Here is a 17361-nt window from a genome sequence, read left to right on the forward strand (position 1 = left end):
CCGGACCTGCCTGCGCTGGCCGAATGGGCCGGCAGGGGCGCAGACTGATCACGTGCGAGTGGCGGTCAGGGTCGCCGGGGTGGTGCAGGGCGTGGGGTTCCGGCCCTTCGTCCACCAGCTCGCGCGGCGGCTCGCGCTCGCCGGGTTCGCCGGGAACGACGTCCACGGGGTCTTCGCCGAGGTCGAGGGCCCACCTTCGCAGGTGAGAGCCTTCGTGGCCGGACTCCGGTCCCAGGCGCCGCCGCTGGCCGTCGTCGACGAAGTCGGCGTCGAAGAGATCCCGGCGACCGGGGAGACCGGGTTCCGCATCTTGGCCAGCCCGGCCGGCGGCGACGCCGACACGCTGATCTCCGCCGATTCCGCCACCTGCGCCGACTGCCTTCGCGACCTCCGCGACCCTGCTGACCGGCGGTTCCGGTACCCCTTCGTGAACTGCACGAACTGCGGCCCGCGGTTCACCATCGTCCAGGGTGTGCCCTACGACCGGCCGCTCACCACCATGGCCGGCTTCGCGATGTGCGCCGAGTGCAAGCAGGAATACGAGGACCCGGCCGACCGGCGGTTCCACGCCCAGCCCGTCTGCTGTCCCACCTGCGGGCCCACGCTGCGGTTCGAGCCCGGCGGCGGCGATCCGATCCGAAAAACCGCCGAAGCGCTGGAGCAAGGCGCGGTCGTCGCGGTGAAAGGGCTGGGTGGCTATCACCTCGCCGTCGGAGCAAGGCACGAAGAAGCCGCGCGACGGCTCAGGCAGCGCAAGCACCGCGAGGACAAGCCGTTCGCCGTCATGGTCGCCGACCTGACGCAAGCCCGGGAACTCGCCGAAGTCAGCACGGCAGCCGAAGAAGTGCTGACGAACCGAAGGCGGCCCATCGTCCTCCTGCCGAAGAAGGCCGAGCTCGCGGACGCCGTCGCGCCCGGCAACCGGCGGATCGGGCTCATGCTGCCCTACACCCCGCTGCACCACCTGCTGCTGGAGCACACCGGACCCATCGTGCTGACCAGCGCGAACGTCTCCGACGCGCCCATCGTGTACCGCGACGAAGACCTCGGCCGCCTCGAGGGCATCGCCGACGCCTTCCTGACCCACGACCGGCCGATCCACGTCCGGACCGACGACTCCGTGGTGCGCATCGTGCGGGGGCGAGAGCAGCTCCAGCGGCGTTCACGCGGCTACGCGCCCGAGCCGGTCCGGCTCGAAACGAAAAAGCACCTCCTCGGCTGCGGCGCCGAGCTCAAGAACACCTTCTGCCTCGCCAAGGGCCGCCACGCCTTCGTCTCGCACCACATCGGCGACCTCGAGAACTACGAGACGTTCAAGTCCTTCACCGAAGGCATCGCCCACTTCGAACGCCTCTTCGCCATCGATCCCGTCGTCGTAGTGCACGACCTGCACCCCGAGTACCTGTCGACGAAATACGCGCTCGATCAGGACGTCGAGCTGCTCGGCGTCCAGCACCACCACGCCCACATCGCCGCCTGCCTGGCCGACAACGGCGAGGACGGCCCGGTCCTCGGCGTCGCCTTCGACGGCACCGGCTTCGGTCCCGACGGCACCGTCTGGGGCGGCGAGTTCCTCCTCGCCGACCTCACGACCTACCGGCGGCTCACCCACCTGAAAGCAGTCCGGATGCCCGGTGGCGCCCAAGCCATCCGGCAGCCCTGGCGGATGGCTGCGTCCTATGTGGACGAACTCGGGCGGCCGGCGCGCGACGACATCGTGAAGCTCAAGCGCAGTGGCCTCAACTCACCCCTGACCTCCAGTGCCGGACGCCTCTTCGACGCCGCTGCCGCGCTCCTCGGCGTCCGGGACACCGTCACCTACGAAGGCCAGGCCGCCATCGAGCTGGAGCAGCTGGCCGACCCGGCCGAGAAGTCCGCCTACCGTGCTCGGATCGACGAGGAAATCCACGGCGAAGACCTCATCGCCGCCCTCCTGGACGACCCCGGAAGCAGAGCGAAGAGAGCCGCCCGCTTCCACAATGGGGTGGCCGACGCGATCGCGCGGACCTGCGACCGCTTCCGGGACCTCAGCGGCACCGTGGCGCTCTCCGGCGGGGTGTTCCAGAACGTCCTCCTGCTCGACCGGACCGTCGAAGAACTCGAGACCCAAGGCTTCCGCGTCCTGACCCACCGGCGGGTGCCCACCAACGACGGCGGGATCAGCTTCGGTCAGGTCGCCGTAGCCAGTCGTACCACTCGGTGAGGCCGTCGCCGCGCGTCGCGCTGACCGGGAGGATCGCCGCTGAAGGGTTGACCCGCCGCGTGTCCCGCTCGAACTCGGCGACGTCGAAGTCGACGTACGGCAGCAGGTCGACCTTGTTCAGCAGCACGAGGTCCGTCGCGGCGAACATGTGCGGGTACTTCAGGGGCTTCCCGGGCCCCTCGGTCACCGAAAGGACCACGACCCGGGCCGCCTCGCCGAGGTCGAACAACGCCGGGCAGACCAGGTTGCCGACGTTCTCGATGAACAGCGTCGAGCCGCGTGCGGGCGCCAGCGAATGCAGCGCCCGGTGCAGCATGGACGCGTCCAGGTGACAGCCCGCGCCGGTGTTGATCTGCACGACCGGCGCGCCGGTGGCCTTGATCCGCTCGGCGTCGAGCAGCGTCTCCTGGTCGCCTTCGATCACCGCGCAGGGCGTGCCCAGGAACCGGATGGTCCGCTCCAGCAGGGTCGTCTTCCCGGCGCCGGGCGAACTCATCAGGTTGATCGCGAAGACCTCCGATTCACGCAGGTGCGTGCGGTTGTGCGACGCGAGTTCGTCGTTCTTCGCCAGGATGTCCTGCTCCATGACCACCGTGTGCGCGTGGTCGGTGATCCGGACGTCCGAATCCGAGCAGCCGCAGGTGTCACACATGGCCGACCTCCACCGAGGTGATGCGCAGTTCGCGTCCCGCGAGCACCGCGACGTCGGCGCTGCCGCAGGGGCACAGCAGGATGAAGTCGTCGAGCGTGAACTCGTCGCCGCAGTCGCGGCAGCGCGCCTGGCCCGGCGGCTCGGCGATGTCCAGCCGGGCGCCTTCGAGGGACGTCCCCGCGCAGAGGACGTCGAAGCAGAACCGGACGCTGTCCGGCACCACGCCGGACAGCCGGCCGATCTCGAGCCGGACGCACGAAACCGCCGCCTCGCCGAGGCGGGCGACGATCGCGTCGACGACCGACTGCGTGATCGCCATTTCGTGCACTAGCAGATCCTCGGCAGCGGGTCCCCGACCAGCAGGTCCACGATCCGGGTGCCACCGAACGCGGTGTTCAGCAGCACGATCCCCGGCGGGTCGACGGCGACGCGCCCGATCACGGCGGCGTCCGCGCCGAGCGGGTGCGAGCGCAACGCGGTCAGCGCGTCGTCAGTCTGCGAGCCGTCGACGACGACCACGATCCGGCCTTCGCAAGCGACGTACAGCGGGTCGATGCCGAGCAGCTCCGACGCGCCGCGGACCTCCTCGCGCACCGGGACGGCCTTCTCGTCGACGACCACAGCGACCTCCGCCGCCTTCGCGATCTCGTTGAGGATGGTGGCGACGCCGCCGCGGGTCGCGTCCCGCATCGCGCGCACGCCGGGCACCGCGGCCAGCAGCCCGGCCACCAGTTCGTGCACCGGCGCGGTGTCGGACTCGAGGTCGGCGTCGATGTCGAGTTCACCGCGGGCCAGCATGATCGTGACGCCGTGGTCGCCGATCGGCCCGGAGACGAGGACGGCGTCTCCGGGCTTCGCGGTGGCGACGCCGAGCCCGGTGTGCATGAGCACGCCGACCCCCGCGGTGTTGATGTAGACGCCGTCGGCCTTGCCGCGCTGCACGACCTTCGTGTCGCCGGTGACGATCTGGACGCCGGCCGCTTCGGCGGCGGTCTTCATCGACTCGACGATCTTCAGCAGGTCCTCGACGGGAAAGCCCTCTTCGAGGATGAATCCCGCGGTCAGGTACAGCGGTCGCGCGCCGGACACGGCGAGGTCGTTGACCGTGCCGTTGACCGCGAGGTCGCCGATGTTCCCGCCGGGGAAGAACAGCGGCGAGACGACGTAGGAGTCCGTGGTCAGGGCCAGGCGAGCGTCGCCGATGGTCAGCGACGCCGCGTCCTCCAGCGGCTCGAGCAACGGGTTGCGGAACGCGTCGAGGAACACGGCCTCGATCAGCGTGTGCGTCGACTTGCCGCCCGCGCCGTGCGACAGCGTGATGCGCTCTTCTCGCACCTTCGCGCGCCGCCGCCGCGCTCGTTCGATGCGGTCGAGGACCTGCTGCTCGCGTTCGGTGGTGGTCATGCGCGGCTCGCCTCCCGGACGCGCTGACGGCTGAACCGGCCGAAGTTGTAGTACGCCGCGCAGGCGCCTTCGGGTGAGACCATGCACGTCCCGATCGGCGTCTCCGGGGTGCACGCGGTGCCGAACACCTTGCACTCCCACGGCTTCAGCACGCCCTTGAGCACCTCGCCGCACTGGCACGCCTTCGGGTCCGCGACGCGCAGGCCGGGGATCTCGAAGATCCGCTCGGCGTCGAAGGCGGCGTACTTCTCGCGGATCGCCATCGCCGAGTGCGTGATGAACCCGAGGCCGCGCCACTCGAAGTACGGCCGCAGCTGCATGACCTCGTTGATCACCTTCAACGCGACGATGTTCCCGTTCCACGGCACGACCCGCGAGTACTGGTTCTCGACCTCCGACCTCCCGGTGGACAGCTGCAGCATCAACATGTAGATCGACTGCAGGATGTCCAGGGGCTCGAACCCGGCGACGACGACGGGCTTGCCGTAGTCGCGCGCGATGAACTCGTACGGACGGCAGCCGATCACCGTGGAGACGTGCCCCGGGCCGATGAAGCCGTCGAGCCGCAGGTCGGGGGAGTCGAGGATGGCCTTGATCGCCGGGATGATCGTGACGTGGTTGCCGAACACCGAGAAGTTCTCGATGCCCTCGGCGGCCGCGCGCAGCAGCGTCATCGCGGTCGACGGCGTGGTCGTCTCGAACCCGATGGCCATGAACACCACGCGCAGGTCCGGGTTCTGCCGCGCGATCTTCAGCGAGTCGAGCGGCGAGTAGACCATCCGGATGTTGGTGCCCTCGGCGTTGGAGTCGAAGAAGTTCCCGCCGGACCCGGGCACGCGCATCATGTCGCCGAACGACGTCATGAGCACGCCGGGCTGCCGGGCGATGTGGATGGCGTCGTCGACGCGGCCCATCGGGATCACGCACACCGGGCAGCCGGGCCCGTGCACCAGCGTGATGCTCTCGGGCAGGTAGTCCTCGAGGCCGTGCTTGTAGATGGTGTGCGTGTGCCCGCCGCAGACCTCCATGAACTTGTAGTGGCGGCCCGGCTCGCACAGCGACGTGATCTTCGCGGACAGCGCCCGCGCCTTCTCCGCGTCGCGGAACTCGTCGACGAAACGCATGACGACTCCTACTCGATCCGGGATTCCAGAAGAGCGGCCATTTCGTCCTCGTACGCCTTGCCGATGCTCTCGAGGAACTCCAGCGCGGCCGCGGCCTCAGCTTCGTCTATTTTGGACAGTGCGAAGCCGACGTGGATGAGGATCCACTCGCCCGGCGCGGGCGGGTCGTCGGCCAGCAGCCCGATGTTGATGGTGCGCTTGACACCGCTCACGGACACCTTCGCGAGGTCCGGTCGCTCCTCGCTGATTTCGATGATCTCGCCCGGGATCCCGAGGCACACGGCCGTTACATCCGGCTCATCTCGAGGTACCGCCGGATGTCGGGCTCGAACTGCTTGGCCAGCCAGGTCGCGCCGCCGAGCAGCACGGCGAGGAACAGCAGACGCTTCATCTCAGACCTCCGTCTTCTCCTTGAGCGGCAGCTCGGGACTGGTTCCCCAGGCGAGCTCGGTGACGGCGCGGACCGCGGCCGGAATGGCCGCTGTCACCTCGGGCGACAGCCCGATCCCTTCGTCGAGGCAAGCCGGTTCGCAGCCGACGACGAGCACGCGCCCGGCGTCGCCGCCGAGCAGGCGCAACAGCCGGAACACCGCGTCCGGCTGCATGCCGTGCGCGTCGATCGACGCCGCGGCCGCGAGGTCTTCGGTATCGGCCTCGATGAGCGACAGCGTGCCGGGCGGGCGGCCGTGCGGGGTCGCGTCGAGCAGGATCGTCGTGTCGTAGCCGCCCATCAGGTCGTAGGCGAGGTGCATGCCGGCGATGCCGTAGTCGGCGATCTGCACCCAGGGCGGCAGGTCGGTGCCCTCCAGCTCCTTGATGACTTCGACACCGAAGCCGTCGTCGCGCAGGAAGATGTTGCCGATGCCGGCGACCAGGACTCGTGGCCTCATTCCGCGACCTCCAGGGGTTCGATCTCGTCGGGGGAGAAGTAGCGGTACCGGCCGTGCGCGTGCTGCAGGTCGGCGCCGGGATCGTCGTCGAGGGTCACCGCGACGTGCGTTGCACCGTCCACATCGGACAACACGGCCCGGACGGTGGCGGTCTTGCCGGTGAGGAACATGTCCTGGGCGTCCGCGCCACGGAGGTTCGGCCGCAGGCGTACGCGAGACCCTTCGGCGACGCGGACACCGGCGACGATCACCGAAGGCTCGACCGGTTGCACGGACCGGATCGCGCCGTGCAGCCGCTCCAGCAGCTCGGGCGGCATCGTGTCGACGCGGTCGACGATGGCCGCCGCCCGAGGGTCGGTGGCCCTGGCCTCGCGTTTCTCCTCGTCGGTCAGCGTCATCGTGCGCAGCGTGAGGATCTCGTCGATCTCGGTGCCGTCGAAGAGGTCACCCGGGCTTTCCGGCGCGATCGCCGGGGCGTCGTAGAGGATGATCGGCGACGCGAGCATCACCGTGCTGCGCGAGGTGTCGCCGATCAGCACCGGCCACAGCCGCTCCTGCCGGCAGGCTTCGACGGCCGGTTTCGCCCACTCCGGCGGGTCCAGCATCGACAGGAAGTGGCCGGCGCCGACGCTGAGCACGAGGTGGGCGGCGAGCAGCGCGTGCCGCAGGGCGTGCGCGCGGACACCGTCGGACGGCCACGACGTTGTGTTGTGCAGGTCGAGCCGCAGCCGGGCGCCACCGAAGGGCCCGTCGAGCGGGTCGACCCGCGCGGTGAGGACGCCGGACAGCTCGTGCGTCCGCTGCCCGTCGCCCGGCACGGGGAACGGCGTCTCGACCGGGAGTTCCGCAAGCGGCAGCTCGAAGTCGATCTCGTGCTCGACGGCTTCGTCCCACGTGGAGCCGGGCCGCGTTCGCGCCTGGAGGAACCGCAGCTTGACGTGCAGGATCGTGTGGTCCGCCGGTTCGACGAGACACTCGACGCGGGCGGAGGAGTGCTCGCCGATCTCGGCCGACGCGTACGACGGCGGCATCAGCACGCCCCACTGCCAGCGCACGCGGTTCTTCCCCGCCGACGCCCGGTACGGGTAGAGGAGGTAGCCCTCGTAGAGCACGGCGTCGCCGACCGCGCGGGCCTGCTCGAGGATGTTCACGGCCCACCGGCCAGCAGCTGCTCGACCGCGGCTTCCCAGGTCGGGATCGCGTGCCGGGCCTTGTACTTGAGCAGCGCGTCCACCGTCTCCCGCGGCAGCTTGATCCACGCGACGTTCGGGAAGTAGCGGGACATCAGCTCGTCCCAGACGGCCACCGGCATCCGGCACTCGGCTTGGGTGTGCCACGGCACCTGCTCGACCCAGAACCCCGGGCCGCCCTTGCCGAACACGGTGCCACTGAACAGCAGCACCATCGGCACGACGCCCTCGGTCAGCGCGTGGAAGTACTTGCCGGCCGCGACTTCGAGGTCGTAGGTGCACGGCACCTCGACGTCGACCTCGGTGGCACCGGCGAACCCGGGCACGGTCACCGACACGGAAGTGAACTGGAACGGCTTCAGCGTCTCGCCCCACCGGGACCGCTCGCCGAAGAGGTGGGTGAGCAGCTCCGACTCGTCGTCGGCGTACCGGCGGCGCTGCGGCTCGATGCGGATCTGGACGCGCAGCACCATCGCGTGCACGGGCTGCCCGGTCAGCTCGGAGATCCGCAGCTTGAACGCCAGCGTCGGGGAGGCCGCGTACTTCAGCGGCCGGACGTCGATGCAGTCGAAGGTCAGCTCAGCCATCGGCCACGACCTCGCTGCGCTCCCGCAGGCGCGCGAAGAACCCGTCGATGGCCTCGTGCGCCTCGGTGCCGCCGTCGAAGCCCCGCCAGGTCGACCGGACCAGCCCGACGAGCTCGTAGCAGACGTCGATCGGCACCAGGAAGCACTCGAAGCCGAGGTCGAGCCGGTTCAGCAGCAGGGCTTCGACGTCGTCGGCGATGTCGGCGAACGCGGGCGTGTCCGCCAGCAGCTCGTCCCACGTGCCCAGCGGCAGCAGCGACTCGGTCGCGCCCGCCGGGCTCGGGTAGAACGCGACCGGGCGCTCCTGCACCGAGTTGCGGAACAGGAACGCTGTCTTCACCGGGATCCCGGCCGACTCCCACAACGCCGTGCCCGGCCCGAACCGCGGCGCGTGCCGGAACCGGTCCGGCACCGCCCGGTGCCGCTTCCCGCCCGCCCCGCGGTGGGTGAAGAGCAGGTAGCAGCCCCGGCAGGTGCACAGGATCGTCCGGGACTCGAGGTCGATGACGTGCCCGTGCTCCGCGCCGACCGGTTCCGCGCACATCTCGCACCGCTCGCCCGGCGCGGCGCGCGGGGCGAGGGTGCGGAACCTGCGCAGGCCGCCCGTCACGGAACCTCCACGGGACACGGGACCAGCGGCAGCAGCGGCCGCCCGCCCGGACCGGTCTCTTCCGGCACGACCCCGTCGACGACGACGTCGGAGATCTCCGGCGCCACCTCCCGGACCATGCGTTCGATGGCGTACTTCGCGGTGACCGTCGACGACGGGCAGCCGTCGCAGGTGCCCCGCAGCCGCAGCCGCAGGACACCGTCGTCGATCCCGACGAACTCGACGTCGCCGGCGTGCGAACCCAGGTACGGCCGGACCTTGTCGAGCGCCTCGGCGACCCGCTCGTGCGTCGACCGGGGATGCAGGTCGTGCAGCACGAGCAGGCCGCGGACGTGGTCGTCCTCGGCGAGGCGGTCCAGCAGCGCACGATCCGAGCCGACGACCTCGACGATCCGGGCCAGGCCGGCGCCGTAGAACTCGAGCAGCGTGTGGACGAGCTCCTCGGCGAGTTCGGCGTCTTCGCCGGAGAACCTGCCCAGCAGCCGCTCGATGCGCTCGCCGACCCGGTCGACGTCGGTCATCAGCCGAGCTCCCCACCGAACGCGTGCGGGGTGTGCAGGCGTTCGATCACCTTGCCGGACCCGGTGTACATGTGGACGCCGCAGGGCAGGCACGGGTCGAAGCTGCGGACCGCGCGCATGATGTCGATGCCCTTGAAGTTCTCCTGCGTGTTCTCCTCGAAGATCGGCGTGTTCTGCACGGCGTCCTCGTACGGCCCCGGCGTGCCGAAGCTGTCGCGGACGCTGCCGTTCCACGGCGTCGGCGGGTACGGGTGGTAGTTCGCGATCTTGCCGCCCTTGATCACCATGTGGTGCGAGAGCACGCCACGGACCGCTTCGGTGAAGCCGCAGCTCACGCCTTCGTCGGGGACCTTGAACGGCTCCCATGTCTTGGTGTTGCCCTTGCGGACCTCACCGAGGGCCTGGTCGGCGAAGTGCAGCGCAAGCGCGGCCGCGTACGCCTGGAAGTACGTCCGGGCGCGGTTGCGCTCCAGCGCGTTGCTCCACTTCGGGATCTTCCACTCGAAGGTGACCTCGGGTTTGGTCGCCGTGCGCGGCAGGTTGATCACGACGCTGTGGCCCGTCGACTTCAGGTACGGCGTGTCGACGAGCCCGGCCAGCGCGGTCACCCACAGCCGGGCGATCGGGCCGCCGCCGGTGTCGAGGGCCAGGTGGTCCTTGCCGTCGAACCAGCGCGGCGACATCGTCCACGAGTACTTGCCGTCGAAGTCGCGCTTCGCCGGCCGCGGGATGGTGTGCTGGTTCCACGGGTGGCGCTGGTCGACGGGGTTGCCGAGCGGGTCCTGCGTGACGAACATCGGCTGGTCGGCCCAGTCCTCGTAGAACGAGCTGCCGAGCAGGATCCGGATGCCGAGGTTGATGTCGAGCAGGCTGGTCGTGACGAGCTTGCCGTCGACGACCACGCCCGGCGTCACGTACATCTTCCGGCCCCAGGACTCCATGTTCCGGTAGGTGAAGTCGCAGTACTCCGGGTTGTTCAGGCTGCCCCAGCAGCCGAGCAGGATCCGCCGCCGCCCGACTTCTTCGTAGCCGGGCAGGGCTTCGTAGAAGAAGTCGAAGAGGTCGTCGTGCATCGGCAGGCAGCGCTTCATGAACTCGACGTAGCGCATCAGCCGGGTCAGGTAGTCGGTGAACAACTGCACGGTCGCGACCGTGCCGACGCCGCCCGGGTACAAAGTGGACGGATGGACGTGCCTGCCCTCCATCAGGCAGAACATCTCGCGCGTGCTCCGGGAAACCTGCAGGGCCTCCCGGTAGAACTCGCCTTCCAGCGGGTTGAGCGAGCGCATGATGTCGCCGATGGTCTTGTACCCGTGGTCACGTGCGTGCGGTGCCTCGGTGCGGTTGGCCAGCTCCAGGACGCCGGGGTTGGTCTCGGCGACCATCCGTTCGCAGTAGTCGACCCCGACCAGGTTCTCCTGGAAGATGTTGTGGTCGAACATGTACTCGGCGGCCTCGCCGAGGTTGATGATCCACTCGCCGAGGTGCGGCGGGCGGACGCCGTAGGCCATGTTCTGGTTGTAGACCGAGCACGTCGCGTGGTTGTCGCCGCAGATCCCGCAGATCCGGCTGGTGATGAAGTGCGCGTCGCGCGGGTCCTTGCCCTTCATGAAGATGCTGTAGCCGCGGAAGACCGAGGACGTGCTGTGGCACTCGACGACCTTCTTCTGCGCCCAGTCGATCTTCGTGTAGATCCCGAGGCTGCCGACGATCCGGGTGATCGGGTCCCACGCCATTTCGACGAGTTCGGTCTTGCCCTTGGTGCTGATGCCCTTGCCGGTTTCCGTCTGCGTCATGACCGAGCCCCTTTCAGCGCTGGGAAGACTGGTAGCCGGTGTCGAGCTTGGTGCCCTTGTGCCGCCACTTCGGCTCGGTGTCGGCCTTGCGCTCGGTGATCTTCCGCAGCCGGCGGATCACCGACCCGTACGCGCCGCTGGCCAGCGACGACACGTTCGCCCCCGGCGGCTCGTCCATGAACGGCATGAACTTGTCCGGGAAGCCCGGCATGGTGCAGCCGATGCAGATGCCGCCGACGTTCGGGCAGCCGCCGACGCCGTTGATCCAGCCGCGCTTCGGCACGTTGCACTTCACGACCGGGCCCCAGCAGCCCAGCTTGACCAGGCACTTCGGGGAGCCGTACTCGGTGGCGAACTGACCCTGCTCGTAGTAGCCGCCGCGGTCACAGCCCTCGTGCACGGTCGCGCCGAAGAGCCACTGCGGCCGCAGGTGGTCGTCGAGCGGGATCATCGGCGCCTGCCCGGCGGCCTGGTAGAGCAGGTAGGTGATGGTCTCGGACAGGTTGTCCGGGTGGGTCGGGCAGCCGGGCACGCAGACGATCGGGATGCCGGCGCCGGACTTCCAGTCCCAGCCCAGGTAGTCGGGCACGCCCATGGCGCCGGTCGGGTTGCCCTCCATCGCGTGGATGCCGCCGTAGGTGGCGCAGGTGCCGACGGCCATGACGGCCAGCGCCTTGGGTGTCAGGCGGTCCAGCCACTCGCTGGTCGTCATCGGCTGGCCGGTCTCGGGGTTGTTCCCGAACCCGCACCAGTACCCCTCCTCCTTGATCGCCTCGTTCGGGATCGAACCCTCGACGACCAGCACGAACGGCTCCAGCTCGCCGCGGTCGGCCTTGTAGAACCATTCGATGAACGTGTCGGCCCCCTTGTCGGGGCCGCATTCGAAGTCGATCAACGGCCAGTGGACCGCGATCTTGGGCAGGCCGGGCAAAGCGCCGAGGACGATTTCCTCGATGCTCGGCTGGGTGGCTGCGGTCAGTGCGACGGAGTCGCCGTCGCAGGACAGGCCCGCGTTGATCCAGAGGATGTGGATGGGCTGTTCTTCGGTCTCGGACTTCTCTGCGGCATGCGTCACGGCTGATCACCCTTGGCGAGGTCGTCGAGCGCGCCGAGGGTCAGCTCCCACAGCGCGTGGTAAAGGGTCGTCTGGGCTTCCTGGATGCGGTGCACGGACGGTGACGGGACGACGAAGAGGTGGTCGATGCTGTCGAGCTCGGCCATCTTTCCCCCGTCGTAGCCGGCGATGCCGACGGTCACCAGGCCGCGCCGGGCGGCTTCGTCGAAAGCGCGCACCAGGTTCGCGGAGTTCCCGCTGGTGGACAGGCCCACCGCGATGTCGCCGGGGCGCCCGAACGCACCGATCTGCCGGGCGAACACGACGTCGAACCCGATGTCGTTGGAGAGTGCGGTCACCACCGCGATGTCGTTCGTCAGCCCGAAGGCGGGCAACGGTTTCGCGTCGCCCGCCGGGCTGAGGAACAGGCTGGCGAGGTCCTGCGCGTCGGTCGAGCTTCCGCCGTTGCCGAAGGCGAGCAGCCGGCCGCCGCCGCGGAACGCGCGCGCGAGGTCCTGCGCGCACGCGAACAGGCGGTCGCGGTCGGCCGCGAGGACGTCGCCGCGCAGGGCGACGATCTCGTGCACCTTGTCCACAGTGGACTGTTCCACCTGGCGGAGGACGGCGTCGAGGTCACTGGTGCCCGAGTAGAGGAACGGGTACAGCTCTTCGAGACCGTCGACCGGGCGTTCCCGGGTCATCCGGCGCTCAACTCCCGCGGCTAGGACTTCTCCAGGCGTGCGATGGCTTCTCCGGCGTGCACGAGGACGCGGTCGCCGACGCCGGCCTCGACCAGCGCGACACTGACCTCTTCCCGGGTGCTTCCGGTGTCGACGACAGCGAGCTCGTGTTCGAGGAGCTCGACCACGGTCACCTCGACCGCGGTGTCGGAGCAGGTGATGCAAACCCCGTCGTGGCAGACGGGGCCGGCTTCTCTGTCGGCGTCACGGGCGCTCACGACGCCACCTCCGGAGTCAGCACACCGGGTTGCTCGAAGAAGACGTGCACCAGCTCCCACAGCACGTGGTAGGTGGTCACGTGGACCTCCTTGACGACGCGCGGGTCGGCCGAGCGGGCGACGAGGACGTGGTCGAGCCCGGGCGTCGCGGCGATCGCCCCGCCGTCGCCGCCGGTCAGCGCGATGGTGAGCATGCCGGCGTCCCGGGCCGTTTCGAGGCCGCGGCGGACGTTGGCGCAGCCGCCGTCGGCCGAGATGCCCAGCGCGATGTCGGCCGGCTCGCCGATGATCCGCAGCTGGTGGGCGAAGACGTCTTCGAGGCCGACGCGGTTGGCGACGCCGGTGACCGTCGCGACGTCGGCGGTCAGCGACAGCGCCGGCAGCGCGCGCTTGCCGACGATCACCGGGTGGACGAACTCGACCGCGACGTGCTGGGCGTCGGTGCTGGGGCCGCCGTTGCCGAACACCACGAGCTTGCCGCCGCGGTGGAAGCGCCGCGCCATGCCGTGGCACGCCTCGGCCACCGTCCTGGCGTCGTCGGCCAGGGCGAGCACGGGTGCCCTGCGGCGCTCGAAAAGAGCGTCGACGGAGTCCGGGTGATTCGGTGACCACGACATCGCGGCACTTCCTCGAGGGCTGCTACTCGGCGGTGAGAGTCCCATCCCAGGCTAGAACTGTGAGTTGGATCACACAATAGATCGATGGGGTCTGTGCTCCCCCGGGTGAGTCCGATCAGCCGCTCAGAATTGGTGCTCGCGGTCGTCCTGGACGTGCTCCGCGCGGGCGAGCCAGTGTTCGGCCTCATGCGCCGACCCCCGGGCCCGCAGCATGCGCGCCAGGCTGAGCATCCCCTGGACGTCGCCCGTCTCGGCCGCCCGGCGGAACCACTGCTCGGCCTGGGCCAGGTCCTCGCGGTGCTCGGCGAGGTGGCCCAGGTTGGTGAGCGCCGGGACGCTGCCGTGCTCGGCGGCCTTGCGGTACCAGGCCGCCGCTTCGCCCTCGTCGCCGCGGTTGCGGGCCAGCACACCCAGGTTGGTCATCGCCGCCGGGTCGCCGCGCTCGGCCGCGTCGAGGTAGCAGCGCTCGGCCTCTTCCAGGTCGCCGCGGCGGTGCAGGAGGAGCCCCAGCCGGACGATCGCCTCCAAGTGGCCGCCGCTCGCGCCCTGGCGGTACCACGACTCCGCGTCGCCCGGCCTGCCGTTGCGCTCGGCCTGCCTGCCGAGCGGGCAGGTCGCCGCGTAGTCGCCGGCCAGGACCGCCGACCGCCACCAGCGGGCCGCCTCCGCGGCCTGGCCGCGGTCGCGCAGCATCAGCCCCAGGTCGATCATCGCGCCGGTGAGGCCGGCGTCGGCGGCCTGGCGCAGCCACGGCTCGGCCTCTTCGGGTTGACCCTGTTCCCGCAGCAGGTGCCCCAGCGCGGCCATCGAGGGCAGGTCGCCGGCGTCGGCCGCCTCGCCGTACCAGTGCTGGGCCTCTTCGCGCTTCCCCCGCCGCTCGTACGCCCGGGCCAGGTTCAGCATCCCGTGGGGCTCGCCGGCCAGCGCCGCTTCGTGGTACCAGCGCTCGGCCTCGTCCCGGACGCCGCGGTCGGCCAGGAGGTGGGCCAGCGCCGTCATCGAGACGCGGTCGCCGCCCATGGCGGCCTTCCGGTACCAGGCTTCGGCTTCGGCGAGTTCTCCGCGCTCGCGCATCGCCGCGCCCATCCGGGCCATGGCGACGACGTTGCCGCCCTCGGCGGCCTTGCGCTGGAAGAACTCGTCGAACTTCTTGAGCCGACCGGGCATCGGCTGCTCCCTCCCGGATGGGTCCTGCTCCGGTAGTCGCAGAGGATCGGCTCGGTGTGACAGGTCCCGCTGGGGGTGTGCGAGGTCACATTCGCGCCAGGTCGTCGTGTCGGCGCGATTTTCCCGCACCGGCAGAGGTGACACTACGCCGCGCGCACGCGCAGGTGAGAGGAGAAAATCGTGGCGGCCCGAAGCTTTCGGCTGAGCGTGACGCACCGGATCCTGCTGGTAGTCGCCGTCCTGGCGGTGGCCCTCTTCGGCTACTGGGCGACGAGCAGGGGCGCGGGCGCGACGCCGCCGACGTCCGGGGCGCCGGTTCCGGTCGGCGCGGCCGACGCGCAGAAGCAGCTCGACGAGCTGACCATCGCCGCGCGGACGTCGATGGACGGCTACTCGCGCGAGAAGTTCCCGCACTGGGACAGCCAGGGCTCCGGCTGCGACACCCGCGAAGTCGTGCTCAAGCGCGACGGCAAGGACGTCAAGACCGACAAGGACTGCAAGCCGACGTCCGGGACCTGGACCAGCGTCTACGACGAGGAGACCTGGACGAAGGCCACCGACGTCGACATCGACCACATGGTCCCGCTCGGGCAGGCATGGGCCAGCGGCGCGAAGTCGTGGACGACCGAGAAACGCGAGCAGTTCGCCAACGACCTGACCCGGCCGCAGCTGTTCGCCGTGACCGACAACGTCAACCAGCAGAAGAGCGACAAGGCGCCCGACCAGTGGAAGCCGCCGCTCGTGGCGTTCTGGTGCACCTACGCGACCGACTGGATCGTCGTGAAGCACTACTACGGGCTCACCATCACGCAGGCCGAGAAAACCGCCTTGACCGACATGCTCCGCCGCTGCTGAGCCGGCTACCCCAGCCCCCAAGTCCGTGAATGGCACATTGAGGGACTTCAAGTCCCTCAATGTGCCATTCACGGACTTCACCAGCGGTCGAGGTGCAGGACCTCGTCCAGGGGTTGTCGGGCGGCGGGCTTGAACGTCTCGCCCGTGTAGAACGCCGTCGGGATCAGCGCCGCCTGGTGCACGTTCTTCGGCAGCTCCAGCACCTCCGCCGCCTCCTGCTCGTACTTCAGGTGCAGCGTCGTCCACGCCGTGCCCAGCGTCACCGAGCGCGCCGCCAGCATGTAGCTCCACACCGCCGGCAGCAGCGACGCCCACAGCCCCGCCTGGTTGCCCGCCGGCAGTTCCGCCGACTCCGTCTCCAGGCAGGGGACGACCAGCACCGGCACGTCACCCATGCGGTCCGCCAGGTACGCCACGCTGTCGCCGACCCGCTGCTGCACCGGGGCCCGCGCCGGGTCGTCGGCGAAGAGCTTGCCCGCCGCCCGGTCGGACGAGAGGTACTCCTGGCACGCCTTGCGGTAGATGCGCCCGAGCGCGGCGCGCTGGTCCGCGTCCGTGACCACCAGCCACTGCCACCGCTGCGTGTTCGAGCCGCTCGGCGCCTGCAGTGCCACGTGCACGCAGTGTTTCACCAGTTCGAGTGGCACGTGCCGGTCCAGGTCGAGCCGCTTCCGCACGGTCCTCGTGGTGGTCAGGAGCTCTTCGGGCGTCATCATCGGCCCATCATGCCGGGCCTACCAGCGGTCGTGCACCAGCGGCCGGATCAGCTCGTCGTACGTCTCGCGAACGCCCGCCAGCGCCTCCGAAGACGACACAGACAACGGCGGAAGCAAAGCCGCCGCCGTGTTCGCCGAAGCCTGCGAAGCGTTCCGCGCGCCCGGGATGACCGTGCTCACGCCCGGCTGGTCGATGATCCACCGCAACGCGAACTGCGCGAGCGTCTGCTCGGCGGGCACGAGCCCGCGCAGCCGCTCGACGGCCTCGAGCCCGGCCTCGTACGGCACGCCGGAGAACGTCTCGCCGACGTCGAACGCCTCGCCGTGGCGGTTGTAGTTGCGGTGGTCGTTCTCGGCGAACGTCGTCTCCGCCGTGTAGCGGCCGGACAGCAGGCCCGACGCCAGCGGCACCCGCGCGATGATCCCGGCGCCCGCCTCCGCCGCCGCGGGCAGCACGCGCTCCAGCGGCTTGAGCCGGAGGCAGTTCAGGATGATCTGCACCGAGGCGACGTTCGGCCGCGCCAGCGCGGTCAGCGCTTCCTCGCACGTCTCGACGCTCACGCCGTACGCCTTGATCCGGCCTTCGTCGACCATCGCGTCGAGCGCGTCGTACACCGCGTCGGAGGAGTACACCGGCGTGGGCGGGCAGTGCAGCTGGACCAGGTCGAGGGTGTCCACGCCGAGGTTGCGGCGCGACCGGTCGTTCCACTCGCGGAAGTTCGCGGCGACGTAGTTCTCCGGCACCTGCTCGGCCCGGCGGCCCATCTTGGTCGCCACGAAGACGTCCCCGCGCTCGGCGAGGAACCGGCCGACCAGCCGCTCGCTGCGGCCGTCGCCGTAGACGTCCGCGGTGTCGAAGAAGGTGACGCCGGCGTCCGCCGCGGCGTGCAGCACGGCCAGGGCGTCGTGCTCGTCGACCTCGCCCCAGTCCGCCCCGAGCTGCCAGCAGCCGAGCCCGACGACGGACACCTCGCGGCCCAGGCGGGCGATCTTCCGGTTCTCCATGTCGCGATCCAA

The 17361-nt window shown here is 70.0% G+C and carries 21 protein-coding genes; 2 read left to right on the forward strand and 19 right to left on the reverse strand.

Annotated elements, in window-relative coordinates; all coding sequences use genetic code 11:
* Nucleotides 1–52: 52 nt before the first annotated feature.
* Nucleotides 53–2203, forward strand: coding sequence for a carbamoyltransferase HypF (gene hypF, locus A3CE_RS0125030; protein WP_026468829.1), 2151 nt, complete (start codon nucleotides 53–55; stop codon nucleotides 2201–2203).
* Here hypF and hypB read toward each other — a convergent pair.
* The 17 genes from hypB to A3CE_RS0125115 form a co-directional block, all read right to left on the reverse strand.
* Complete coding sequence (gene hypB / locus A3CE_RS0125035; RefSeq protein ID WP_020642860.1) at nucleotides 2160–2855, reverse strand: hydrogenase nickel incorporation protein HypB; 696 nt, start codon at nucleotides 2853–2855, stop codon at nucleotides 2160–2162. The genes hypF and hypB overlap by 44 nt on opposite strands.
* Nucleotides 2848–3183, reverse strand: a complete 336-nt coding sequence (locus tag A3CE_RS0125040) for a hydrogenase maturation nickel metallochaperone HypA/HybF (RefSeq protein WP_020642861.1) — start codon at nucleotides 3181–3183, stop codon at nucleotides 2848–2850. Before A3CE_RS0125040 ends, hypB begins: the two co-directional genes overlap by 8 nt.
* Complete coding sequence (gene hypE, locus A3CE_RS0125045; RefSeq protein WP_020642862.1) at nucleotides 3183–4259, reverse strand: hydrogenase expression/formation protein HypE; 1077 nt, start codon at nucleotides 4257–4259, stop codon at nucleotides 3183–3185. Before hypE ends, A3CE_RS0125040 begins: the two co-directional genes overlap by 1 nt.
* Nucleotides 4256–5383, reverse strand: coding sequence for a hydrogenase formation protein HypD (gene hypD, locus A3CE_RS0125050; protein WP_020642863.1), 1128 nt, complete (start codon nucleotides 5381–5383; stop codon nucleotides 4256–4258). The genes hypE and hypD overlap by 4 nt, the downstream gene beginning before the upstream one ends.
* An 8-nt stretch (nucleotides 5384–5391) precedes the next feature.
* Nucleotides 5392–5664 (reverse strand): HypC/HybG/HupF family hydrogenase formation chaperone, encoded by a 273-nt coding sequence (locus A3CE_RS0125055; RefSeq protein ID WP_020642864.1) that lies wholly within the window; start codon nucleotides 5662–5664, stop codon nucleotides 5392–5394.
* Nucleotides 5665–5669: 5 nt separating this feature from the next.
* On the reverse strand, nucleotides 5670–5774 hold the full coding sequence (locus A3CE_RS59920) for a DUF6893 family small protein (RefSeq protein WP_020642865.1): 105 nt from the start codon (nucleotides 5772–5774) through the stop codon (nucleotides 5670–5672).
* A gap of 1 nt (nucleotide 5775) precedes the next feature.
* Nucleotides 5776–6273, reverse strand: coding sequence for a hydrogenase maturation protease (locus tag A3CE_RS0125065; RefSeq protein ID WP_020642866.1), 498 nt, complete (start codon nucleotides 6271–6273; stop codon nucleotides 5776–5778).
* Complete coding sequence (locus A3CE_RS0125070; RefSeq protein ID WP_020642867.1) at nucleotides 6270–7424, reverse strand: hypothetical protein; 1155 nt, start codon at nucleotides 7422–7424, stop codon at nucleotides 6270–6272. Before A3CE_RS0125070 ends, A3CE_RS0125065 begins: the two co-directional genes overlap by 4 nt.
* Entirely contained in the window at nucleotides 7421–8050 is a 630-nt protein-coding gene (locus tag A3CE_RS0125075) for a DUF6084 family protein (RefSeq protein WP_020642868.1), read from the reverse strand. The genes A3CE_RS0125070 and A3CE_RS0125075 overlap by 4 nt, the downstream gene beginning before the upstream one ends.
* Complete coding sequence (locus A3CE_RS0125080; protein ID WP_020642869.1) at nucleotides 8043–8660, reverse strand: DUF5947 family protein; 618 nt, start codon at nucleotides 8658–8660, stop codon at nucleotides 8043–8045. The genes A3CE_RS0125075 and A3CE_RS0125080 overlap by 8 nt, the downstream gene beginning before the upstream one ends.
* Nucleotides 8657–9181, reverse strand: a complete 525-nt coding sequence (locus A3CE_RS0125085) for a NifU family protein (protein ID WP_020642870.1) — start codon at nucleotides 9179–9181, stop codon at nucleotides 8657–8659. Before A3CE_RS0125085 ends, A3CE_RS0125080 begins: the two co-directional genes overlap by 4 nt.
* Nucleotides 9181–10977, reverse strand: coding sequence for a nickel-dependent hydrogenase large subunit (locus tag A3CE_RS0125090; protein WP_020642871.1), 1797 nt, complete (start codon nucleotides 10975–10977; stop codon nucleotides 9181–9183). The genes A3CE_RS0125085 and A3CE_RS0125090 overlap by 1 nt, the downstream gene beginning before the upstream one ends.
* Nucleotides 10978–10990: 13 nt before the next feature.
* Nucleotides 10991–12052, reverse strand: a complete 1062-nt coding sequence (locus A3CE_RS0125095; RefSeq protein ID WP_020642872.1) for an NADH-quinone oxidoreductase subunit B family protein — start codon at nucleotides 12050–12052, stop codon at nucleotides 10991–10993.
* On the reverse strand, nucleotides 12049–12732 hold the full coding sequence (locus A3CE_RS0125100) for a D-sedoheptulose-7-phosphate isomerase (RefSeq protein WP_020642873.1): 684 nt from the start codon (nucleotides 12730–12732) through the stop codon (nucleotides 12049–12051). The genes A3CE_RS0125095 and A3CE_RS0125100 overlap by 4 nt, the downstream gene beginning before the upstream one ends.
* Nucleotides 12733–12752: 20 nt before the next feature.
* Complete coding sequence (locus A3CE_RS59620) at nucleotides 12753–12989, reverse strand: HypC/HybG/HupF family hydrogenase formation chaperone (RefSeq protein ID WP_020642874.1); 237 nt, start codon at nucleotides 12987–12989, stop codon at nucleotides 12753–12755.
* Complete coding sequence (locus tag A3CE_RS0125110; RefSeq protein WP_020642875.1) at nucleotides 12986–13606, reverse strand: D-sedoheptulose-7-phosphate isomerase; 621 nt, start codon at nucleotides 13604–13606, stop codon at nucleotides 12986–12988. The genes A3CE_RS59620 and A3CE_RS0125110 overlap by 4 nt, the downstream gene beginning before the upstream one ends.
* 123 nt (nucleotides 13607–13729) lie before the next feature.
* Nucleotides 13730–14773, reverse strand: coding sequence for a tetratricopeptide repeat protein (locus A3CE_RS0125115; protein ID WP_020642876.1), 1044 nt, complete (start codon nucleotides 14771–14773; stop codon nucleotides 13730–13732).
* 180 nt (nucleotides 14774–14953) lie between these two features.
* Between A3CE_RS0125115 and A3CE_RS0125120 the strand changes: the two genes are divergently transcribed.
* Entirely contained in the window at nucleotides 14954–15628 is a 675-nt protein-coding gene (locus A3CE_RS0125120) for an HNH endonuclease family protein (RefSeq protein ID WP_026468832.1), read from the forward strand.
* A gap of 77 nt (nucleotides 15629–15705) precedes the next feature.
* On the opposite strand, the gene A3CE_RS0125125 is transcribed toward A3CE_RS0125120, so the two are convergent.
* On the reverse strand, nucleotides 15706–16344 hold the full coding sequence (locus tag A3CE_RS0125125) for a nitroreductase family protein (RefSeq protein ID WP_020642878.1): 639 nt from the start codon (nucleotides 16342–16344) through the stop codon (nucleotides 15706–15708).
* Between the two features lie 18 nt (nucleotides 16345–16362).
* Nucleotides 16363–17349 carry an aldo/keto reductase gene (locus A3CE_RS0125130; protein WP_020642879.1) on the reverse strand — a complete coding sequence of 329 codons (987 nt, stop codon included), beginning with the start codon at nucleotides 17347–17349 and terminating at the stop codon, nucleotides 16363–16365.
* Between the last annotated feature and the right edge of the window lie 12 nt (nucleotides 17350–17361).

It is taken from the genome of Amycolatopsis balhimycina FH 1894 (genome assembly GCF_000384295.1).
In the GTDB taxonomy this organism is placed as follows: Bacteria; Actinomycetota; Actinomycetes; order Mycobacteriales; family Pseudonocardiaceae; genus Amycolatopsis; species Amycolatopsis balhimycina.